This is a genomic window from Massilia cavernae (genome assembly GCF_003590855.1).
Taxonomy (GTDB): domain Bacteria; phylum Pseudomonadota; class Gammaproteobacteria; order Burkholderiales; family Burkholderiaceae_D; genus Telluria_A; species Telluria_A cavernae.
Genome location: NZ_QYUP01000071.1, coordinates 20,301 through 42,470, shown reverse-complemented (window position 1 = coordinate 42,470; position 22,170 = coordinate 20,301). Strand labels below are relative to the sequence as shown.

12 protein-coding genes are annotated in these 22,170 nt (G+C 61.1%); 9 read left to right on the top strand and 3 right to left on the bottom strand.

Going from position 1 to position 22,170, the window contains the following annotated elements:
• Positions 1–10 precede the first annotated feature (10 nt).
• The 3 genes from D3872_RS07025 to D3872_RS07015 are packed head-to-tail and all read right to left on the bottom strand — an operon-like array spanning position 11 to position 3,425.
• The gene (locus tag D3872_RS07025) at positions 11–1,513 is read right to left on the bottom strand and encodes a sugar ABC transporter ATP-binding protein (protein WP_229459210.1); all 1,503 of its coding nucleotides are present in this window, start codon (positions 1,511–1,513) and stop codon (positions 11–13) included.
• 38 nt (positions 1,514–1,551) lie between these two features.
• Positions 1,552–2,562, bottom strand: coding sequence for a rhamnose ABC transporter substrate-binding protein (gene rhaS, locus D3872_RS07020; RefSeq protein ID WP_370660952.1), 1,011 nt, complete (start codon positions 2,560–2,562; stop codon positions 1,552–1,554).
• A complete protein-coding gene (locus D3872_RS07015; RefSeq protein WP_119810106.1) occupies positions 2,559–3,425 on the bottom strand; it encodes a DeoR/GlpR family DNA-binding transcription regulator in 867 nt (288 codons plus the stop codon). The genes rhaS and D3872_RS07015 overlap by 4 nt, the downstream gene beginning before the upstream one ends.
• 336 nt (positions 3,426–3,761) lie before the next feature.
• On the opposite strand from D3872_RS07015, the gene D3872_RS07010 reads away from it, so the two are divergent.
• The 9 genes from D3872_RS07010 (at position 3,762) to D3872_RS06970 (ending at position 22,128) form a co-directional block, all read left to right on the top strand.
• Positions 3,762–5,870 carry a bifunctional rhamnulose-1-phosphate aldolase/short-chain dehydrogenase gene (locus D3872_RS07010; protein ID WP_119810105.1) on the top strand — a complete coding sequence of 703 codons (2,109 nt, stop codon included), beginning with the start codon at positions 3,762–3,764 and terminating at the stop codon, positions 5,868–5,870.
• Positions 5,871–5,927: 57 nt separating this feature from the next.
• Complete coding sequence (rhaI, locus tag D3872_RS07005; RefSeq protein ID WP_119810104.1) at positions 5,928–7,220, top strand: L-rhamnose catabolism isomerase; 1,293 nt, start codon at positions 5,928–5,930, stop codon at positions 7,218–7,220.
• Between the two features lie 228 nt (positions 7,221–7,448).
• Entirely contained in the window at positions 7,449–8,804 is a 1,356-nt protein-coding gene (locus tag D3872_RS07000; protein ID WP_229459209.1) for a glycoside hydrolase family 28 protein, read from the top strand.
• 91 nt (positions 8,805–8,895) lie between these two features.
• Positions 8,896–10,299 carry an MFS transporter gene (locus D3872_RS06995; protein WP_119810102.1) on the top strand — a complete coding sequence of 468 codons (1,404 nt, stop codon included), beginning with the start codon at positions 8,896–8,898 and terminating at the stop codon, positions 10,297–10,299.
• A 76-nt stretch (positions 10,300–10,375) separates the two neighbouring features.
• A complete protein-coding gene (locus D3872_RS06990; RefSeq protein ID WP_229459208.1) occupies positions 10,376–11,182 on the top strand; it encodes an NAD-dependent epimerase/dehydratase family protein in 807 nt (268 codons plus the stop codon).
• A gap of 515 nt (positions 11,183–11,697) precedes the next feature.
• Positions 11,698–13,728 (top strand): rhamnogalacturonan lyase, encoded by a 2,031-nt coding sequence (locus tag D3872_RS06985; protein ID WP_229459207.1) that lies wholly within the window; start codon positions 11,698–11,700, stop codon positions 13,726–13,728.
• A gap of 250 nt (positions 13,729–13,978) precedes the next feature.
• Complete coding sequence (locus D3872_RS06980) at positions 13,979–16,729, top strand: exo-rhamnogalacturonan lyase family protein (RefSeq protein ID WP_119810101.1); 2,751 nt, start codon at positions 13,979–13,981, stop codon at positions 16,727–16,729.
• A gap of 34 nt (positions 16,730–16,763) precedes the next feature.
• A complete protein-coding gene (locus tag D3872_RS06975; protein ID WP_119810100.1) occupies positions 16,764–18,611 on the top strand; it encodes a glycoside hydrolase family 2 protein in 1,848 nt (615 codons plus the stop codon).
• A gap of 349 nt (positions 18,612–18,960) precedes the next feature.
• Positions 18,961–22,128 (top strand): TonB-dependent receptor, encoded by a 3,168-nt coding sequence (locus tag D3872_RS06970; protein WP_119810099.1) that lies wholly within the window; start codon positions 18,961–18,963, stop codon positions 22,126–22,128.
• The last annotated feature ends 42 nt before the right edge of the window (positions 22,129–22,170 follow it).

Here is a 22,170-nt window from a genome sequence, read left to right as displayed (position 1 = left end):
GGGGAGGACGTCAAGCGACTTCCTTCGTTTTCAGTTCGCTGCCCGACGCGGCTGCCACGACTTGTTCCGGCGTGGCCTGCGCGCGGGTAAAGATCGTCTTGATATGGCCCTGGTGCATCACCACCACACGGTCTGCCATTCCCAACACTTCCGGCAACTCGGACGACACCAGGATCACCGATAGCCCGCGCGTCACCAGTTCGCTAATGAAGCGGTGCACCGCCGCCTTCGACCCGATGTCGATACCCTTGGTCGGTTCGTCCAGGATGATGACTTTCGGGTTCGTGGCCAGCCACTTGCCGAGAACTACCTTTTGCTGGTTTCCACCTGACAATTCCGAGACTTGTTGCTGGAGATTGTTGGCCTTCAGTTCCAACTCTGCGCTGAAATGGCGGGCGATCGCAGTTTCCACTGCGCGCCGCGGACGCAGAAAGAATCCAATCTTGGACAGGAGCGGCAGTGTAATGTTCTGGACGATGGGCATCGACAAGTGCGCACCCTGATGCTGGCGGTCCTCCGGTACATAGGCAATGCCATGCTTGATGGCGTCGGCAGGGCAGGCGATGGAAACTTGCTGACCATCCATATTGATCGTGCCGCTTACCCCTGTTGAAAGTCCGAACAGGGCTTGCATCACTTCCGAGCGGCCGGCGCCGACCAAGCCGTAAAATCCCAGGATCTCGCCCTTGCGAAGCGCAAAGCTGACCTGGTCGAACTCCGTGGGGTGACACAGGCTCTTCACTTCCAGGACAGTTTCCCCGAGCTTGACGTCAAGCTTCGGGAAGGCCTGATGGATCGTACGACCGACCATCAGCGATACCAGTTCAGGCTCGGTAGTGTCCGCAATTGCGCCTTCTGCCACAAAGTGCCCGTCACGCAGTACGGTATAGCGATCGGCGAGTGCAAAGATTTCGTCGAACTTGTGGGTGATGAATATCACCGCCGTACCTGCGGTTTTGAGCTGATTGACGATGCGATACAGTTCATGGATTTCGCGTTGGGAAAGCGATGCTGTCGGTTCGTCCATGATCACCACGCGCGCTTCCTGCGACAGGGCGCGCGCGATTTCGACGAAATGCCGCTGCGCGACGCTCAGATCCTTAACGCGCGCACGAACCGGCAAACTCACTTCAAGCCGGGCAAACAGTTTCTCTGCTTCGGCTTCGATCCGGGGCCAGTCTATGCGTGGCGGAAATCCGCGGGTGGGCTGACGGCCAACATAGATATTTTCGGCGACCGTGAGCTCGTCGAACATGACGGTCTCCTGGTGTACCGCCGTGATTCCGGCACGCATCGCCTGCTGGGCACTGGCGAAGCGCACTTCTGCGCCGCCGAGACGGATCGTGCCCGCATCCGGTTGATAAATTCCCGTCAGCGTCTTCACCAAGGTCGACTTGCCGGCGCCATTCTCGCCGATCAGTGCCATGACTTCGCCGGCGCGAACGGAGAGCGACACGTCGTTGAGGGCGATTACGCCCGCGAAGCGTTTGCAGATGCCGGACAATTGAAGCATGGGAGCAGGTCTTTCCATTGCAAGTATTGACATGGCACTCAGAAAATTTTGGAGAACTTCACGACGTTCTCCTTGTGATACACGAACGGAGGCGCGAGTGCGGCTTCGCCGTTCGCGTCGATCACCACGGGGCCCATGCGGCCAAGCTCCAGCGTGCCGCCGGGCTTGGCGGACGGGTTTTCCTTGACAAAAGCGTAGGCAGCGTAAGTAACCGCGTAGCCCAGATCGATAGGATTCCAGATGGCGAACTCCTTGACTGCGCCGGACTGCACGTGACCCGCCATTTCGGACGGCAGGCCGAGCCCGGTCACATAGACCTTGCCGACCAGGTGCTCGTCGACCACGGCCTTGGCGGCCGCGTTGATGCCCACCGTGCTCGGCGAAATGATCACTTTCAGGTTGGGGTTGCTGCGCAGCAGTCCAACAGCCTCGCGGTAGCTCTTGTCTGACTGATCGTCGCCGTACACGGTGGACACGAGTTTGAGCTGGGCGAACTCCGGCCGTTTCGCCAGTTCGTCCTTCATGACGCCGATCCAGATGTTCTGGTTGGTAGCCTGCGCCGAGGCCGACAGGATGGCGATCTCGCCAGCCCCGCCGATCGCATCCGAGGCCATTTGCAGCTGCTTGAGTCCGATTAATCCTGCGTTCGATGGATTAAGTTGCATCAGCCGGCCCTCAGGCGCCAGGCCGCTATCAAATGACAGCACCTTGATGCCACGCTGCATAGCTTTTTTTGCGATGGGCACGATGGCGTTCGGATCGTTGGCGGAAATGACGATTGCATCGACTTTCTGGCTGATCAGCGAGTTGATGATTTCGATCTGGCCCTCTGCGTTCGGCGTGGTGGGACCGGTATAGATGATGTCGACGTCGCCCAGCTGGTTCGCGGCTTCCTTGGCGCCCTGGTGGGCGGCATCGAAAAAGCCGTTACCAAGATTCTTGACCACCATCGCGATCCGGATTTTTTGGGGCTTCCTTTCGGCGCATCCGGCTGTCAGGGTTGCCAGGCTGATAACAAGGACTGCCGCGAACAAGTGTTTGAGTTTCAATGGGATGTCTCCGACAGGAAGAGGGCAGTTGAACGGCCGTCGTATGATTGGGCGAAGTTGCCGGCGGCGGACTGCCCGGGAATGGATTCGGGCGCGACAGTGATCACTTTGACGCCTGCCTGTTCAAGTAACTGCACTGCGGATTCGGATGCGTAGGTGTCGGTAATCACGGTCGACACACGGTTCAGTCCACATAAGATCAGCCCGGCCTTTCTGGCGAACTTCGAGCTGTCGGCCAGTACGATCAGCTCCTCTGCCTGGCCGATCAGGCGCTTCTCGGCCTGGATCAGCAGCGGATCGGCTTCCATCAATCCCAGCAGGGAAAGCCCATGCACGCTCATGAACATTTTGGCAGCGTAGTGGTGCTGGGTGATGTCGTTCTCGAACGGGCTGAGGATAACGTTCTGTTCCCGGTACACCGTCCCGCCCGGCAGGATGATTTCGTTCTCGCTCGAGACCAGCAAGCGTTCAGCCATGAGGAACGAATTGGTCAGGATCTTCATGTGCCGGTCGGCCAGGAACTCCGCCATCATGAAGGTGGTCGTGCCACCGTTGATAATGATAGTCTCGCCGTCAACGCACAGCGAACTGGCATGGCGCGCTATGCCGCGCTTGCGCTCGGCGAAACACTGGATATTGTTCTGGAACGTCTCGCTGCTCAGGGCGAAGCAGCGTTTCTTCTGTTCAAGGTTGGCAGCGCCGCCGCGGGTTCGCGTGAGCAAGTTGCGCGCGGCTAGCCAGCTGATATCGCGCCGTACGGTGGCGGGGGAAGCGTTGAGCCACTCGACCAGTTGCGGAACTGTTGCACTCGTGTGCTCGGCGAGCAGCTTCAGCAAACGTTTACGGCGATTGTGATTGACCATGTTTGTCTCCAAAGTGCCGTCTTTGCGGCTTGTGCCAGTATGTCGTATCGAGATGAAACGCTCTGGCCTGCCATGAAGACTAATCACATAGACCATTCCCGTCAATCAGCCTGCGATCAATTGCTTGATTATTTCAAATAGATGGCACGGCCTTTCGCCTGAGCCAATCATTCCGATGATTATTCACCGATCAATCATCATCTTGAGCGCCACTGGATTGACACCCGCAGCTCGCTGATTTCTACTGGTCGAACTTGCCAGGAGTTTTGATTGTGGTCGACGAAACACCGACCCTCCTGTGGCGGAACGAATTTACATAAGACATCGGAGAAAAGCATGACGGTAGTGAATGAAAGCAAGCAGAAGGCAGCGATTGCGTCGCTGTGGGACGACAGCGCAGCGGCCACCATGAGCGAGCCGGAGTTGCTGCTGTACCGCTCCAACCTGCTGGGCTCGGACCTGCGCATCACGAATTTCGGCGGCGGCAACACGTCGGCCAAGGTCAGTATGCCTGATCCCCTGACGGGTGGGCAGGTGGAAGTGCTGTGGGTCAAGGGCTCGGGGGGCGACCTGGGCAGCATCAAGATGGATGGCTTCTCGACACTCTACATGGACAAGCTGAACGCGCTCAAGCAGCGCTACCGCGGTCTGGAACTCGAAGATGAGATGGTCGCCTACCTGCCACACTGCACGTTCAACCTGAACCCACGCGCTGCCAGTATCGATACTCCGCTGCATGCATACATCGACCGCAAGCACGTTGACCACATGCATCCCGATTCCGTGATCGCGATCGCCGCATGTGCCAACAGCAAGGCTCTGACAGAAACAATCTTCGAAGGCGAGCTGGGATGGCTGCCGTGGCAACGGCCAGGCTACGACCTGGGCCTCAAGCTGGAGGCGGTCTCGAAAGCCCAACCTGGGCTGAAAGGTATCATTCTCGAGGGGCACGGCTTGTTCACTTGGGGCGATACGGCAAAATCGTGCTACGAAACGACGCTGGCGATCATTCAGCGCGCCGAGAGCTGGCTTGCGGCCAATAGCAAGCAGCCGTCGTTCGGCGGCGCCAGGTTCACTGCTCTCCCCGCGGACGAGCGCGCAGCCCTGGCGACACGCCTGATGCCGCTGTTGCGCGGGAAAATCAGCAAGGATGAATACAAACTGGGTCACTTCGACGACAGCGATGCGGTGCTTGAATTTGTATGCAGCAATGACCTCGCGCCGCTGGCTGCGCTTGGCACCTCCTGCCCTGATCACTTCCTGCGCACCAAGATCCGTCCTTTCCTGATCGATTTCGATCCAGCCAACCCTGATTTTGATCGCCTGGTCAACGGCCTGGATCACGCGCTGGCGGCTTACCGCGCCGACTACACCGCCTACCACGAGCGATGCAAGCGCGATAACAGTCCGGCAGTGCGCGACGCCAACCCGATCATCTACCTGATCCCGGGCGTGGGCATGCTCTCGTTTGCCAAGGACAAGGCGACTGCACGCATCGCCGGCGAGTTCTACGTCAATGCGATCAACGTCATGCGTGGCGCAAATGGCGTCGACACCTATGTTGGACTCCCGGAACAGGAAGCGTTCGACATCGAGTACTGGTTGCTCGAGGAAGCCAAGCTGCAGCGCATGCCAAAGCCGAAAAGCCTGGCCGGGCGCATAGCGCTGGTGACCGGCGGAGCTGGCGGCATCGGCCAGGCAGTGGCCCGCCAGCTGCTGCAGGAAGGCGCCTGCGTCATGCTGACCGATATCGATGCCGAGGCCCTGGCCGAGGCCCACGCCAGTCTGGTCAAAGTTGCGGGCAAGGACAATGTGGCGACGATTGCCGCCAACATCACGAGCGAGAAGGGCGTCGATGGCATCCTGGAAGCCGCGGCACTGCGCTTCGGCGGGATCGATTTGCTGGTGTCGAATGCCGGCATCGCTTCGTCCGCGGCGCTGGAGGACACCACGCTCGAGAGCTGGGAGCGAAACCAGGCAATCCTGTCGACCGGCTACTTCCTGGTCAGCCGCGCATCGTTCCGCATCATGAAGCAGCAACAGCTGGGAGGCAGCATGGTGTTCGTGGCAAGCAAGAATGGCCTGGTTGCCTCGGCCGGCGCCTCGGCTTACTGCACCGCCAAGGCGGCAGAAATCCACCTGGCGCGCTGTATCGCACTCGAAGGGGCGCCGCACGGCATCCGTGTCAATGTCGTCAATCCGGATGCGGTGATCAAGGGCTCGCGAATCTGGGACGGGAAATGGAAGGAAGAGCGTGCGGCGTCGAACAAGATCGAGGCCGACGACGTGGAAGACTTCTACCGCAAGCGCAGCATGCTCAAGCTGAGCGTACTGCCGGAAGATATCGCGGAAGCGGTCTACTTCCTTTCCAGCAGCAAGGCTGGCAAGAGCACCGGTAACATCATCAACGTCGATGCCGGCAACGCCGCAGCATTCACTCGCTAATCGATACTGGCGGCCGGCGCATCACCGGCTGCCTAAAACAAGACACGGAGACAGCATATGAATAAGCTCTTCGACCGCGGCCAGGTCGAGCAACACAATGCGGCCCTCAGCGCCGATATCAACGCCGACTTCGAGGCCCTGGGCGGAATGCTCGCGCGCCGCGGCCAGGACATCGAAAAGCTGACAGCGTTGGCACAGACCTTTGCCGTTGCGCTGCCAAGCTGGGGCGTGGGCACTGGTGGCACCCGTTTCGCACGCTTCCCCGGCAAAGGCGAACCGCGCAATGTCTTTGAGAAGCTGGACGACTGCGCCGTCATCCACCGGCTGACCGGCGTCACGCCTGCCGTGTCGCTGCACTTCCCGTGGGATAAGCCGACCGATGCCAACGAGCTGCGCGAGTACGCCGCTAAGCTCGGACTGGGTTTCGACAGCGTCAACTCGAACACCTTCCAGGACCAGGCAGGGCAGGCGCATACCTACAAGTACGGCAGCCTGACGGCACAGGATGCAGCGGCGCGCGCGCAGGCGGTGGCGCACAATATCGAATGCATCGAGATCGGCAAGGCGCTCGGCTCCAAGGGACTCACCGTGTGGGTGGGCGACGGATCGAACTTCCCGGGCCAGCAGAACCTGCGCGGCGCGCTGGAGCGCTACCTGGACAGCATGCGCGGCATCTACGCGGCGCTGCCGGAGGACTGGCTGATGTACATCGAACACAAGCTGTTCGAGCCCGCGTTCTACGCGACCACGATCGCCGACTGGGGTACCAGCTTCGCGTGCGCGACCGAACTTGGCCCAAAAGCCAAGTGCCTCGTCGACCTGGGCCACCACGCCCCCAATACCAATATCGAAATGATCGTGGCACGCCTGGCGCAGTTCGGCAAGCTGGGCGGCTTCCACTTCAACGACAGCAAATACGGCGATGACGACCTCGATTCGGGCAGTATCAATCCATTCCAGCTGTTCCTGATTTTCAACGAGCTGGCCGACGCCAGTGGCCGGGATGCAGCCTTCAAACCGTCATACATGCTGGACCAGTCACACAATGTGACCGATCCCATCGAAAGCCTTATGAACAGCGCGGTCGAAGTGCAGCGGGCCTTCGTTCAGTCGGCACTGGTGGACCGCGCCACGCTGGCGCACTATCAAGGCCAGAACGACGCATTGCAAGCGGCGCAAGCGTTGAAGCACGCGTTCCGCACCGACGTCAGCCCGATCCTGGCCATGGCACGTTTGCGCAGCGGCGCCGCGGCGGACCCGGTCGCTTGCTACCGCGCCAGCGGCTACCGCATGGCACAGGCGGAACTGCGCCCGGCCCGGGCCGGCGCCAGCAGCAGCGGCATCGTCTGATCCGGGGTGCCGATGAAACTCGGCGTCCGAGCAATCAGCGCGGCGGCTGCACTGCCATGTGCGGCCGCAGCTGGAGTTCAGCAGCAACCCGCTGGGTTGCTGGGTCCCGTGCGTCTGATGGAAGAGAAACTCAAATGACACGATTAATGATCCGTACACTGGCAGCTGCGTTTCTCACTCTGTTTTGTTCATGGAGGGGCGCAGCGCCAAGGCAAGGGCACTTTCAACGTGGCGCGCTTTGGCGCCAAGGGCGACGGCACGACGCTCAACACGGCCGCCATCCAGCGCGCCATCGATGCCGCAGCAAGGACTGGCGGCACGGTCGTGTTCCCCAAAGGGACCTTTCTGAGCGGCTCGCTTTTCGTCAAGAGCGGGGTTACCCTCAAAGTCGACAAGGGTGTGACGATCCTCGGTTCGCAGGATATCGCGCACTATCCCGTCATGAAGACCCGCATCGCCGGCATCGAGACGCACTGGCCTGCAGCGCTGGTCAACATTTACGAGCAAAAGAATGCAGCGATCGTCGGCGGCGGCACCATCGACGGTGACGGCAAGGTGTTCTGGGATAGTTATTGGACGTTGCGCAAGGCGTACGAGCCGCGCGGACTGCGTTGGGCATCCGACTACGACGCACAGCGTCCGCGCCTGATCCAGGTCTACAAATCGTCGCAAGTAAAGGTCGGCGGCGGTCTGCTTCTAAGGCGTTCCGGGTTTTGGACCCTGCATGTCTGTTTTTCCGAGAATGTCACGGTGGACGGGGTCATCATTCGTAACAACGAAGGCGGACTGGGGCCATCGACCGACGGCATCGACATCGACTCGTCGCGCCAGATCCTCGTGCAGAACGCAGACATCGACGTTAACGACGATGCCCTGTGCCTGAAGTCGGGGCGCGATTCCGATGGGCTGCGTGTGAACCGCCCGACCGAGGACGTCATTATCCGGGATTCGATCGTGCGTGCCGCTGCCGCCGGCCTGACCTTTGGCAGTGAAACTTCGGGCGGCTTCCGCAACATTGAAGCCTACAACATAACGGTCCAGGGCAGTGTACCGGTCGGGATCCTGTTCAAGTCTGCGCATACGCGCGGCGGCTTCGGCGACAACCTGCGGCTGCACGATTTCAAGATGACCGGCATCCCGGTGGTCATGCGAATCACGATGAACTGGAACCCGAGCTACAGCTATGCCAAGATCCCAGCCGGAATCAGCGACATTCCGCCAATCTGGAAGGTTCTCGCCACACCAGTTCCGAAAGAGCAGGGGATGGCCCGTTTCCATGACGTCCGGATCTGGAACATCAAGGCTACCGGCGCCACCACGGCCTTTGAGGTAGACGGTTTCAAAGAGGCGCCGCTCGAGCGCTTCCGCCTCGAGAACATCGACATCGAGGCGAGCAAAGGCGGCCATATCTACGACGCCGTGGACTGGCAGTTCTCGGACGTACGGCTCAAGCTGGGCGCTCCGGTAGCGCTGGAAAACGCCACCGGCGTGAGCGGCCTTCCCGCGGGGAAGGTGATGATCAAACCCGCCGGCCCGAAAGACGACCCATCCAAGAAGAGCTTCGAAGAACAGGACAAGGGCTGATTCAATATCTGAGAACTTCAAGGTAGGTTTCGCACCAACAGCGCCTCCTTGCTGCGCGTCGTATGTTCAATACTACAGTCAGAGAGACACAATGAACAATCAAGCTATCGGCCGCTACCGTTGGACTGTATGTGCGCTGTTATTCTTCGCCACTACCATCAACTATCTTGACCGCCAAGTCCTCAGCCTGCTCGCACCGACGTTGTCGAAGCTGTTCAACTGGTCGAACAGCGATTACGCCAATATCACCGCTGTGTTCCAGTTCGTCTACGCGATTTCGATGTTGCTTGCCGGCCGCGTCGTCGATCGGTTGGGGACCAGGAACGCCTTCATGCTGGCGATTTCAGTCTGGTCCTTCGGCGCGATCCTGCACGCGTTTGCCATTCCGATGGGAGTGAGCCTGGCCTCGATCATGGGCGCGCTGGGGATGGCGGTAGTCCCCGTCTCGATTGCCGGGTTCATGATTTCGCGAGCCATTCTGGCGATCGGGGAGGCGGGTAACTTCCCCGCCGCAATCAAGGCCACCGCCGAATATTTCCCCAAGAAGGAACGGGCGTTCGCCACGGGTATCTTCAACTCGGGTGCCAATGTGGGCGCCATCCTCGCCCCGCTGTGCGTACCCTGGATTGCCGTGCAGTGGGGGTGGGAAATGGCCTTCATCGCCATTGGCGCGGTGGGATTCGTCTGGATGGCGCTGTGGCACATCGCCTACGAAACGCCCGAACGCCAGAAGCGCCTCGGCGCGGCCGAACTTGCGTATATCAATAGCGACAGTGCGGAGCCAAGCAACGTCGCCGCAGATGCGGGACCTGGCATACCCTGGTTCAAGTTGTTCAACTATCGCCAGACCTGGGCCTTTGTGTCGGGCAAATTCCTGACCGACGGTGTCTGGTGGTTTTTCCTGTTCTGGTTGCCGAAGTACCTGTCGGCCCAATACGGCATGACGGGTACCGACATCATGGTGCCGCTGGCAGTTTTGTACAGCATGACCATGATCGGCAGCATTGGCGGCGGATGGTTCCCCAGCTATTTCATCAGGCGCGGCGCTTCGCCGTATCAGGGCCGGATGCGGGCCATGCTGATCATCGCACTGTGTCCGTTGGTTGTACTGCTGGCGCAGCCCTTGGGGTATATCAGCGTGTGGGTGCCGGTGGTGCTGATCGGCATCGGGGCGTCCGCCCACCAGGCTTGGTCTGCCAACTTGTTCACCACGGTGTCCGACATGTTCCCCAAGAGGTCGGTTGCTTCAGTGGTTGGCATCGGCGGCATGGCCGGCGGCATCGGCGGCGTGCTGGTTTCCAAGGTCGGTGGATGGGTGTTCGATCATTTCGGTGTACTTGGCAGGATTCAGACAGGCTACACACTGATGTTCGCTGGCTGCGCCGTCGCCTATCTGGTCGCATGGTGCATCATGAAGGCACTGGTGCCCGCCCACAGGGAGATCGGCCCAGATTCGGATGTGGCCGGACTCGCGCTCACCCCGAAAACCCAATGAGTGAATCACTCCGCGGGGCGCGGCTATCCTGCGCCTCGGGGACCCTCGCTACACACTTACGCAACGAAAGTACACTTTGACAAAACCATTCAAACGTATCCTGCTCACCGGCGCCGCGGGCGGCTTGGGCAAGGTACTCCGCGAACGTATCAAACCGTGGGCCGACGTCGTGCGCCTGTCCGATCTGGCCGACCTGGGCCCGGCGGCGGAGGGGGAGGAAGTGGTCCAGTGCGACCTGGCCGACAAGGCTGGCGTGCTGGCATTAATGGAGGGCGTCGACGCCGTCCTGCATTTCGGCGGCATCTCCGTGGAAGCGCCTTTCGACGCAATCCTGCAGGCGAATATCCTGGGTACCGCCAACCTTTACGAGGCGGTGCACAAGGCGGGCGTGAGGCGCGTGGTATTCGCCAGCTCGAACCACGCGATCGGCTTTTACAAGACCACCGACATGATCGATGCGGACGATCCGACACGGCCGGACACGATGTACGGCGTGTCCAAATGTTTCGGAGAATCGTTGTCGCGCTATTACTACGACCGCTTCGGCATCGAGACGGTGTGCCTGCGCATCGGCTCGTCGTTTCCCGAACCGCAGAGCGCGCGCATGCTGGTCACCTACCTCAGCTACGACGACCTGGTCGAGGCGCTGCGCTGCTCGTTGATGGCCCAGCGCGTCGGGCACGCAATCCTGTTCGGGGTGTCGGACAACCCGGGCAAGTGGTGGGACAACCGCAAGGCAGCGCACCTGGGCTTCGTGGCTCGCGACAGTTCGACTCGGTTTGCCGGCATGTTCCCGCCGGACGGGAACTATCCGCCGGCGGACGATATCGGCTCCACCTATCAGGGCGGTCCGTTCCTGCTCAACGGTCCCCAATATGATTAGGATTGCCATGCGCTCGAACCTGTTGGAAACCTGACCTGTGCGGTTGGTGAAAGTCCGCTTTGGTGCTCGCGCCGGTCACACTGGTATTGGGTCGACCTCAACGCGCGCAGGGTATGGCGCCTCGATTCGTCCAGCTTTTCTGCATACCATCGAGAACGCTATGCAAAGTTTGTGGGTAATCCTCAGATCCTTTGACATCCTCCCCTTCGTGAACGAAAGGGGATTCCCACTGCTGGCGTCTGATGTCCCAGACGGAAGCCGGACTGAAAGAGCCCAGCTTCTTATTCAATCCGCAGGATATCTCTCGACCTCGCCTAAGGCGACTGCGGATTGGAAAAAGCGGTACTAGTAAATCATGCCCCAGCGCGTAATCGCATACTGAAGCACTTAAGGAGTTTGACCGTGGACCAACACCAAAGTTCAAAACATTTTTTCACTTGGACGGCTGCGCGCGCTTCGCGCCCGGCTCCTTTCACTCCCTGCCCTGAAGGACAGGGTTTCTCGGAGCAATTCTGATGAAAGGAGAAAAAAATGAAGGGCTTGGAATTGTGATTGCAATGTGCAGGTTCAGACTGCGCCAAGGGTTACTCGTGAGCGCGGCGACACTCGGGCTATTCGCGGGATTTGGCGCAGAAGCGGCTCCGCGTTGGATGGAAGGTTTAGACCGAGGCGCGGTGGCCGTGCCGGCCAACGGCGGGGGCAATCTGGTGAGCTGGCGCCTGCTTGCGACGGATGCGCCAAAAACGGAATTCGACGTCTACCGAGACGGCAAAAAGATAAACATCCGCCGCTCAAGCGGAGGAACGAATTTCGTCGACAAGGCCGGAACACCGCAGTCGACTTATGTGATCCGAACCCGCGTTAAGGGAAAGAACGTCGAGACCAGCAAACACGTCGGAGTCTGGACGGAGGGCTATCTCAACATACCCATTCAGCAGCCCGCAGGCGGTGTCACGCCGTCCGGCGAGGCCTACGCATATACCGCCCACGAAGCCAGCGTCGCCGATCTGGACGGCGATGGTCGCTACGAAATCATCCTGAAATGGAACCCATCCAATAACAAGGACAATGCGTTCAGCGGCTACACCGGCGAGGTCTACATCGACGCCTATACACTGGACAGCAAGCGCCTGTGGCGGATCAATCTGGGGCGCAATATCCGCGCCGGATCGCACTACACGCAGTTCCAGGTTTTCGATTACGACGGAGACGGACGCGCGGAAATGGCCGTGCGGACAAGCGATGGGACTATTGACGGTACCGGCAAGGTCCTTGGCGACCCCGACGCCGACTGGCGGGAAACCGGTGGCGAGGGAGCGTCGACCGACAAGACCGGCGGCGTGGTAAAGGCCGACGGCAGCATGGTCGCCCCTTTGCAGGGACGTATCATGAAAGGCCCTGAATTCCTGACGATTTTTGACGGCCTCTCTGGCAAGGCGCTGGCTAGCGAACCATACTGGCCAGGGCGGGATCCGCGCACGGATGCGCCGACGGCGGCGCAATTGAAAGAGACTTGGGGCGACGGCTACGCCAACCGATCCGACCGGTTCCTTGCGGGCACCGCTTATCTCGACGGACAGCGTCCCAGCATCATCATGGCACGCGGGTACTATACGCGCACGACACTCGCGGCCTGGGACTGGCGTGACGGAAAACTGACAAAACGATGGGTGTTCGATAGCGCGGTGCCAGGCGATGAAACTTTTGGCGGACAGGGCAATCACCAGCTCAGCGTCGCCGACGTTGACGAAGATGGCAAGGACGAAATCGTTTACGGCTCGATGGTCATTGACGACAACGGCAAGGGCCTGTGGAGTTCGGGTCTGCGGCACGGCGACGCAATGCACGTAAGTGACCTCGATCCCACCCATCCGGGCCTTGAAAAGTTCGGCGCCCATGAAGAGGTGGGCCACAATGGCGGCATCGGCGCAGCCATGCTCGATGCGCGCACGGGCAAGGTATTGTGGAGTACGCCGGCAGAGAAGGACACGGGACGCGGGGTTACGGCCGACATCGATCCGAGATTTTCGGGCTCGGAATCCTGGGCGACCAATCAGGATGTTCTCTATACGGCTCAGGGCAAACCCATTGAGGGCGTCAAGCGTCCGAAGGAATTGAGCTTCCTGGTATGGTGGGACGGCGACGACCTGCGGGAGATGTTCGACCAGAACCGGATCACCAAATGGGACTGGATGGCCGGCACGTCGCGCAACTTGCTGGAGGCTACCGGCGCGGTCCAAACCAGCGGAACAAAAAACGTGCCCGTGGTCTCGGCTGACCTGCTCGGTGACTGGCGCGAGGAAGTCGTTTGGGCCACGCCCGACGAAAAATCCTTGCGCATTTACACGACGCCATATCCCACCGCACGCCGCTTGGTGACACTCATGCACGACGCCCAGTACCGCGTCGCCATTGCCTGGCAAAACACCGCGTACAACCAGCCGCCGCATCCGAGCTTCTATCTGGGTGACGGCATGAAATCGCCGCCGGTCCCGAAAATCGTAATGCGGACACTGGCCGCGGGTAAGCGCGAACAAAAGCGCTAAGGCCGCTAAGTTCGGGGGCGCGGCGCAGGGCAGTTATGGCGGCCCCGGTCGGCGCCAGTGCGTTCGCGCCGCGCCTGCAACGCCAGGTCGGTCACCGCGCATCGCCTGTTGGCGGTTCGCTGGAAAAGGCGATCGTTGGCAATCACAAACATGAGCGCATCAGACCGGTAAGCAAACCTATACTGTCGTTCGAATTCTAATATTTCAGTACGTCGTGCATGGCACCGGCGTGCCAACTACGGAGTAGTGGATGACACCAGGTTCACATTCTCGTCGACGCTTTCTCGAGACCGTCACGACAGTTTCAGTCTTGTCGGCTTTTCCCGTCGTTGCCACTGCTGCCACGGCAACTCACAGTAAGAGGGCTGGCAGCGTCGGTGATACCGTCCTGCGCTGGCTGGACGGCCCGGCGCCCGCAAGATTCGAAGGTGCGACCTTCGGTGTGCCATGGCCACGCGGGATGGTCAAGCGGGGTACTGGCAAAGCGCTCCAGTTCAGGCTGGCGAATGGACGTTCACATCTGGCGGTGCAATCCTGGCCGCTCGCTTACTGGCCGGACGGATCGCTCAAATGGACGGCGCACGCGATAGCTGGGGGCCACCCTGTGAATTCCACCCTCCAACTGGAGGTCGGTGCGTCATCCGTCTCGGATGGCGTCTCCGTCCGCCAGGGTACGGACCGGATTATCGTCACCAGCGGCGAGCTCAAGTGGGAGATTCCGACCAGCGGCGAATATCTGATCGCCACAGCGACGCGGTTGGGCCGCATCTCGATGCAGGACCTCAAGCTCGTTGCGCTACGCCAGGACGGCCCGGACCTGGAAGGAAGCGGCAGCGTATCCCGGCAGCAGTTCTCGAGCAAGATCACGCGTGTCACGGTCGAGCAGAACGGCCCGGTACGGGCGGTTTTGAAGGTCGATGGGACGCACGCCGGTGATGGCCGGGACTGGCTGCCATTTTCGCTTCGCCTGTATTTCTACTCAGGGTCGGACAGCGTCCGTATCGTCCATTCGTTCATTTACGATGGTGACCCAGAAAAGGATTTCATCCGGGGCCTGGGCGTGACCGCCAAGGTGCCGATGAGCGACAAGACGCATGATCGGCATGTCCGCTTTGCAGGGGAAGCAGTTGGTGTCTGGGGCGAAGCGGTCAGGCCTGTGACCGGCTTGCGCCGGGATCCCGGTCAAGCGTATCGTGAGGCACAGGTGGCGGGCACGGCGCTTCCTGCACTGGAGGGTATGGCAAAAGCGGTCCGGGACGGATTGCAGTGGGTGCCGGAATGGAGCGATTTCTCCCTGTCGCAACTAACGCCTGATGGCTTCACGATCCGCAAACGCACCCAGGCGGGTCGTGCCTGGATCGATTGCAACGCCGGAACCAGGACCAAGGGCCTGGCATACGCCGGCGGTGCGGCCGGCGGGGTCGCGCTGGGCTTCAAGGACTTTTGGCAACGTGCCCCGACCCAGCTCGATGTGCGCGGGGCGGCTACCGGCTTGGCGGACATCACGGCCTGGTTATGGTCGCCTTCGGCAGCTGCGATGGACATGCGCTCCTACCGCGCAGCCGATGGAATGGACACCTATGAGGAACAGGTCGCGGGCCTGAACATTACTTACGAGGACTACGAGGACGGCTGGGATACGCCGGTCGGCGTCGCACGTACATCGGAGCTGCAGCTGTGGGTGCTCGGGGCAACGCCTTCGCACCAGTCATTCTCGGACATGGCCGAGCAGGTCGCCAATCCAGCACGACTGGTGCTCACGCCGCAGCGCATCCACCAGTGCGGTGTTTTTGGCGACTGGGATGTTGCGAATGCCGCCACACCCGCGCGCAAGCTGATCGAGGACCGGCTGGTTTCCCAGCTCGAGCAATATTTGCGTGAGGTCGAGCAGCATCGCTGGTATGGCTTCTGGTCATACGGCGACGTCATGCACACTTACGATCAGGACCGCCACATGTGGCGCTACGACATCGGTGGCTACGCATGGGACAATTCGGAGCTCTCCACTGATCTATGGCTGTGGTACAGCTATCTGCGCACTGGCAGAGCGGATATCTTCAAGTTTGCCGAGGCCATGACCCGTCACACTGGTGAAGTGGATGTGTACCACCTGGGCCGCTTCAAGGGATTTGGCACGCGCCATGGCGTACAGCATTGGTCCGATTCCTCGAAACAGCCCCGGGTGTCGAACGCAGCCTACCGGCGCATCTACTATTATCTGACTGCCGACGAGCGGGTGGGCGATCTGATGCGCGAACTGCTTGATTCCGATGCCGATCTGGACAAGGTCGACATTTCGCGCAAGTTGCCGCCGTCGCCTGCGCGGGCGGCGCCGTCCGGCCTGATCAACGCCTCGTTTGGCACCATGTGGGGGTCCCTGGTCGCCGCATGGCTCACCGAGTGGGAGCGCACTGGTGATACGCGCTGGCGTGACAAAATCGTCAATGGCATGCAAAGCATCGGCGCACTCAAGCGCCGCTGGTTTGCCGCGTCAGCACCTTATGACCCTCGTACGGGCAGGTTCAGCGGCCCCGGAGATCACATCGCGATCTCTCAACTGAACGGTGTTTTCGGCGTCGTCGAAATGAGTTCCGAGCTGCTCAAGCTGGTAGATGCTCCGGCCTACCGTGCAGCCTGGCTCGAATACTGCCGGTATTACAACGCACCCAGCGGCGAGCTTGTAGCACTGCTGGGCAAGGACCCAGGCGGACAATCGCAAGTTGATTCCCATTCGCGCCTGACCGCATACGCTGCCTACCATGAGCGCGATCGCGCGCTGGCACTGCGCGCATGGCGCGAACTGTTCAGTAACGGCCGGTTCATCAAAGCGCAAGAAACCACCTGGCGAATCGATGGCGTGGAGGTGCTGCGACCGCTGAGCGAGCAGCCTGGCATCAGCACCAACACTTCAGCCCAATGGAGCCTGGCAGCCATCCAAAACCTGGCGCTAGTGGGCGACAGCCTGGATGACGCAATGCGTACTGCCGGGATTTTGCCCTGATCGTTGATCTGTTACTTTACCTCATCACCCATCCATGAAGAATTTTATTACCGCGTTATTCCTACTCATTGCCTGGGTTGTCGCCAGTATGCCAGCAGGCGCGCAAGACCTACGCCCTGCGTTTCTTCTCACGGCGGCACAGCATCGCGACAGCCAGGATCTCTCGGGGCAGTGGACGTATTCCAAGGATCTTTATCGTACAGGCCTTACCGATATCAACGGCTGGGTCGCCAAATCACGCATGCAGCGTTACCGTGATATCGATGTCGCGGCCCAGGAGGCCCGCAGCGGCAGCGATTTTTTCGAGTTCGACCTGGACCGTGGACCGCTCATCAACGTACCGGGCGCCTGGAACGCCGCCGATGCGACCTTGCGCTATTACGATGGCTTGATGTGGTTCCAGCGCAAGTTCAAGTCACGGCCATTGCAAGGCAGCCGCGCCTTCCTGCGCTTCGAAGCTGTCAACTACCGAGCTTACGTATATCTCAACGGCAAGGAAATCGGTAAGCACGAAGGTGGGTTCACGCCCTTCGTCCTGGAAGTCACCGATGCGTTGCGGGCCGGTGACAACCGCCTGACGGTCGGCGTCGATTCGACACATGACGCCCAGTCGATTCCAACCTTCATCACCGACTGGGACCTGTATGGCGGCATCACGCGCCCGGTGCGCCTGATCATTACACCGGCGACCTTTATTGATGACGCGACGCTCAGCCTGCAGAAGAACGGTCGCATTTCCGGCGAAGTACGTCTGCAGGGACCACAGGCGGCACGTCAACGCGTCAGCGTAAAGATCGGTGCGCTCGCAACCGCTGCCGCGGTTACCGATGGGGCGGGCCGGGCCGTTTTCGACATCAAGGTCCCGGCTGCACTCGAGCGCTGGACACCAGAGAAGCCAAGCTTGTACGACGTCCAGTTCAGCGCAGCGGGCGATGCGTTGCGCGACCGCATCGGCTTCCGCACGATTGCCGTCCAGGGCAACCAGATCCTGCTGAACGGTAAGCCGATCTTTTTACGCGGGATCTCGCTGCACGAGGAAGAGTTCGGCCCCAATCCTGCGCGCAATATGACGGAGCCGGCGTCGCGGGCACTTCTCCATCAAATCAAATATGGCTTGCATGGAAACTATGTACGTCTGTCGCACTACCCGCACTCGGAGGTTACGCTACGCCTGGCGGACGAAATAGGCTTGCTGGTATGGAGCGAGATACCGGTGTACTGGACGGTAGACTGGGAAAATCCTGCGGTGCTGCGCAAGGCCTTGGTGATGCAGGCTGAAGCCGTCTACCGCGATCGCAATCGGGCATCCGTCATCCTGTGGAGCGTGGGCAACGAGACGCCAGTGTCGGAACCGCGGACGCGCTTTCATAGCGCGATGGCTGATAATGTCCGCGCACTCGACCCTACGCGGCTGATCAGTGCTGCGCTACTGGTAGAGCGCCGCACCGTCGATGGCAATGAGGTGATGGCGATTCAGGATCCGCTGGTTGATAAGCTCGATGTCCTTGCGGTCAATACTTACGCCGGCTGGTACGGCAACGATACCTTGAATGCGCTACCTGGCCTCAGGTGGCAAGTGCCTGGCAATAGGCCGTTGATACTTTCTGAATTCGGCGCAGACGCGCTGGCGGGCTACCGGGATGATGGCAACAAGAAATTCACCGAGGAATACCAGGCTGAGTATTATCGCAAGACGCTGGCCATGGCGGACAAGATCCCAACCGTGCGAGGCATGTCGCCCTGGATCCTGAAGGACTTCCGGTCGCCGCGGCGCGAACACCCTGTCTTTCAGAACGGCTGGAACCGCAAGGGGCTCCTGTCCGAAACAGGTGTGCCCAAGCAGGCATTCGGCGTACTGGCCGATTACTATCGCAGCAAATAATTAAAGGCCACTAAGGATTGCACCGGCCGGGACAGCAGAATCGTCTGAGCTCCCATGGCCGTGTACCTGCGCCGCCGGCCGCCGACCAACCGTGAAGCTCTTGTGGTCATGGCGAAGTGGCGTCCTTTTGTCATGCACGCGCGATCTTTGCACGGATCGCGCGCAAACCGCAGGCAGGCGCTCGAAATTCTCATCCAGTTGATCGCCTGCGTGCGCTGTTGCGTCAGATTCGATCAGCGCCGTGATTTTTTCGATGCACGGTGTAACGACGGAAGTTCGCGCACATAGAATGCTTTCACGGCAGAGCAGCACCACACCACAAAAGCCGCCCCCCCGAGGAGATAACACGATGAACCGAACAACGACACGCACGCATGTGCTTTATCCAACCCGCTGCGCGCGCGCAGTAGCAGCAGTAATCGCCCTGCTGGCCGCCCATGGCGCGCTGGCCCAGCAATCCGCGCAAGGTGCGGCGGCGCCCGCGGCCGCCGCTTCCGACAGCCCGTCGGCCACTACCAGCGGCGAGCAGGCCGCACCTATTGTTGTCCAGGTTTTCGGCACCCGCCGATCGGTGGCGTCGGCGATCGACCGCAAGCTGCGTGCCAGCACGGTATCCGACTCGATCGTGGCCGAGGACATCGGCCAGTTCCCCGACAAGAACGTCGGCGAGGCCCTGGCGCGCGTGACCGGCGTGCAGCTGTCGCGCGACTTCGGCGAGGGCTCGCAGGTATCGATCCGCGGCGTGGAGCCGGACCTGAACCGCATCGAGATCAACGGGATGTCGGTGCTGGGCACCAATGGCGGCGCCGGCCGCGGCGCGGAACTGCGCGAACTGGCGTCCGAACTGATCGGTTCGATCGACGTCTTTAAAGGCATCACGGCCGACATGACTGAAGGCGGCGTGGGCGGCACCGTGCTCATCAAGACGCGCAAGCCGCTCGACTTCAAGAAGCCGACCATCGGCACCACCGTCTCGGCCGAGCATGCGACCTCGCGCGGCGGCGTGCAGCCGCGCGCCAATCTCTACATGGCCGACAAGTACTTCGACGGCAAGCTGGGCCTGATGGCCAACATCGTCTACGACGAGGTCCTGACCCGCAACGACTACGCGCGCAATACCTCGTGGCGCTTCCTGCAGGACTGGGACCTCTCGCCCGAGAAGACCGTGACCAGCACCGACCCGACGCTGGCGGCGATCGGCAGCGTGGCCGGATGCGCTACGCCTGGCCTGAGCGCGGCCCAGCAGACCGCCTGCCGCAGGCAGTGGTTCGACTATTCGCCGGGCATTGCCCGCTACGGCATCTGGACCCGCGACCACAAGCGCTCGTCGGGCGAGCTCACCGCCCAGTACGCGTTCAGCAAGGAATTCAATGTCTGGGCCACCTATCAGGCCAACACGCAGCGCCAGCGCCTGAACGACCGCAACTTCGGCACCGAATTCGCCAACACGGCGCGCCTGGCCAACACCGGCACGGCGCCGGTGTACAACGCGGCGACCGGGGTGCCGTCCACCGCCGGGCGCTGTACCGCGCCGACGGCCGCGCCGGCAGGCATGGTGGTGCAGAACCACCACGTCACCTCGTACACCGTAGGCCAGTGCCTGTTCGCGGCCGGACAGGGCGGCCAGGGCGCCTTCAGCAGCTCCGCGCGCGACTTCCAGCTCGACATCGATTCGCGCTACGCGTCCTCGGGCTTCAACTTCAAGCGCGACCGCCTCGAGGTCGAGGGCCTGTTCGGCACCTCCAAGTCGCACCATGACAGCGACAGCAACAGCATCGTGCTGACCCAGAACGCGCCCGGCCTGAAGGTCACGCTGGACCAACAGGGCCTGCCGCACTTCGACTTCCCGGCCGGCTACAGCCCGGACAGCCCGAACTCGTACGTCCAGGCCCAGCTGCAGTACCGTCCGAGCGAAACCAAAAATGCCGAAGACCAGGTCAAGCTCGACCTCAAGTATCGGCTGAAGACGCCGTTCTTCACCAAGGTCCTGTTCGGCGCCCAGGGGCGCAAGGCCGAGTCCTCGCAGTACGCGGCCGGCGGCTACCTGGCAAGCACCGGCGCCAACCTCAGCTCGACCGCGGACGACATCAACGTGCGCGGCGCCAACGTGAATCAGACCGCGGTCTACGATCCGCTCTACACCGGCTCAGCCCAGCGCCCCAACGACCCCCAGAGCTTCATCAACTCGAGCTTCGCCACGCGCTACCTGAACGCGGCCCAGATGGCCGGCCTGGTGAGTGCGGTAATGGGACGCTCGCCGGGCACTTTCTTCGACGGCTACGACAAGGTCTCGGGCATGCCCTCGGGCTGGATGTCGCCGGTGTATGCGAACGCCGTGCCGTTCTTCGATACCTCGAACTTCAACCATGCCTATCTGTTCTCCGCGCCGGGCAGCGATGGCAAGATCTACCAGCAGATCCCGGTTTTCGCGGTGGACGAACGGATCGCGTCGACCTACCTGCGCCTGGACTATGCGACCCAGCTGTTCGGCTACGAGGTGGACGGCAACATCGGGGTGCGCTACAGCCGCACCCGCGACCGCTCCTCGGGCATGGCCCGCTACCAGGTGCGCAACGAAACCGCTCCGGGGGCGTCGACCTTCACCGACGTGGTCGTGAGCAATGCGGTGTCCACCGTCGAGAACACCTACAACGACGTGCTCCCGAGCTTCAACGGCGCGTTCTGGTTCATCGACAACAAGCTGCTCGCCCGCGTCGGCTGGGCCAAGGCGATGGCGCGTCCGCGCATCGACCTGCTGGCCCCGAACGCGACCTGCACCCTGAACAGCGGCAACCCGCAGTTCGGCGGCGACGGCACCGACGACTGCACCGCCGGCAATCCGGACCTGAAGCCATACCGTTCGACGAACACTGACCTGAGCTTCGAGTACTACCCGAGCCGGGACAGCCAGCTGTCGCTGGCCCTGTTCAAGAAGGACATCTCGAGCTACGTGATGGAGCGGGTGCTGGTCAGGGGCGTGGACCTGTTCCACGACGGCCAGCGCTTCGACGTGACCCAGGCCATCAACGGCAAGGGCGCAACGACCAAGGGCGTCGAACTGGCCGGACGCACGGCGCTGACTTTCCTGCCAGGGTGGCTGGGCGGCTTCGGCATCGACGCCAACTACACTCGCATGGACTTCAGCTATGCGAAGGGTACCGAGCGCCTGAACATCCTGGACGGCACGGTGCTGCCTTACCCGGGCATGTCGCGCAACGCCTATAACCTGTCGCTGTGGTATGACCAGGGGCCAATCAACGCACGCCTGGCCTACAGCTATCGCGACCGCTTCTTCACCGGCTCGAACGACGTCTCGGGTAACCCGGTATTCCAAGAGAAGACCGGCTTCCTCGACGCGAAGGTCCAGTGGCGCTACAGCGACAATGTCACCTTCTCGCTGGAAGGGAAGAACCTGACCGACGAGTCGCAGAGGACGGACGCCGGCGACCGGTTCCGCGTCAACGAGCTGGCCTGGTCGGGACGCCGTTACTTCCTCAGCATGTCGGTCAAGCTCTGATTTTTCTGGCGTCTCCATTGCCAGTCATCTCGCGGTGACTGG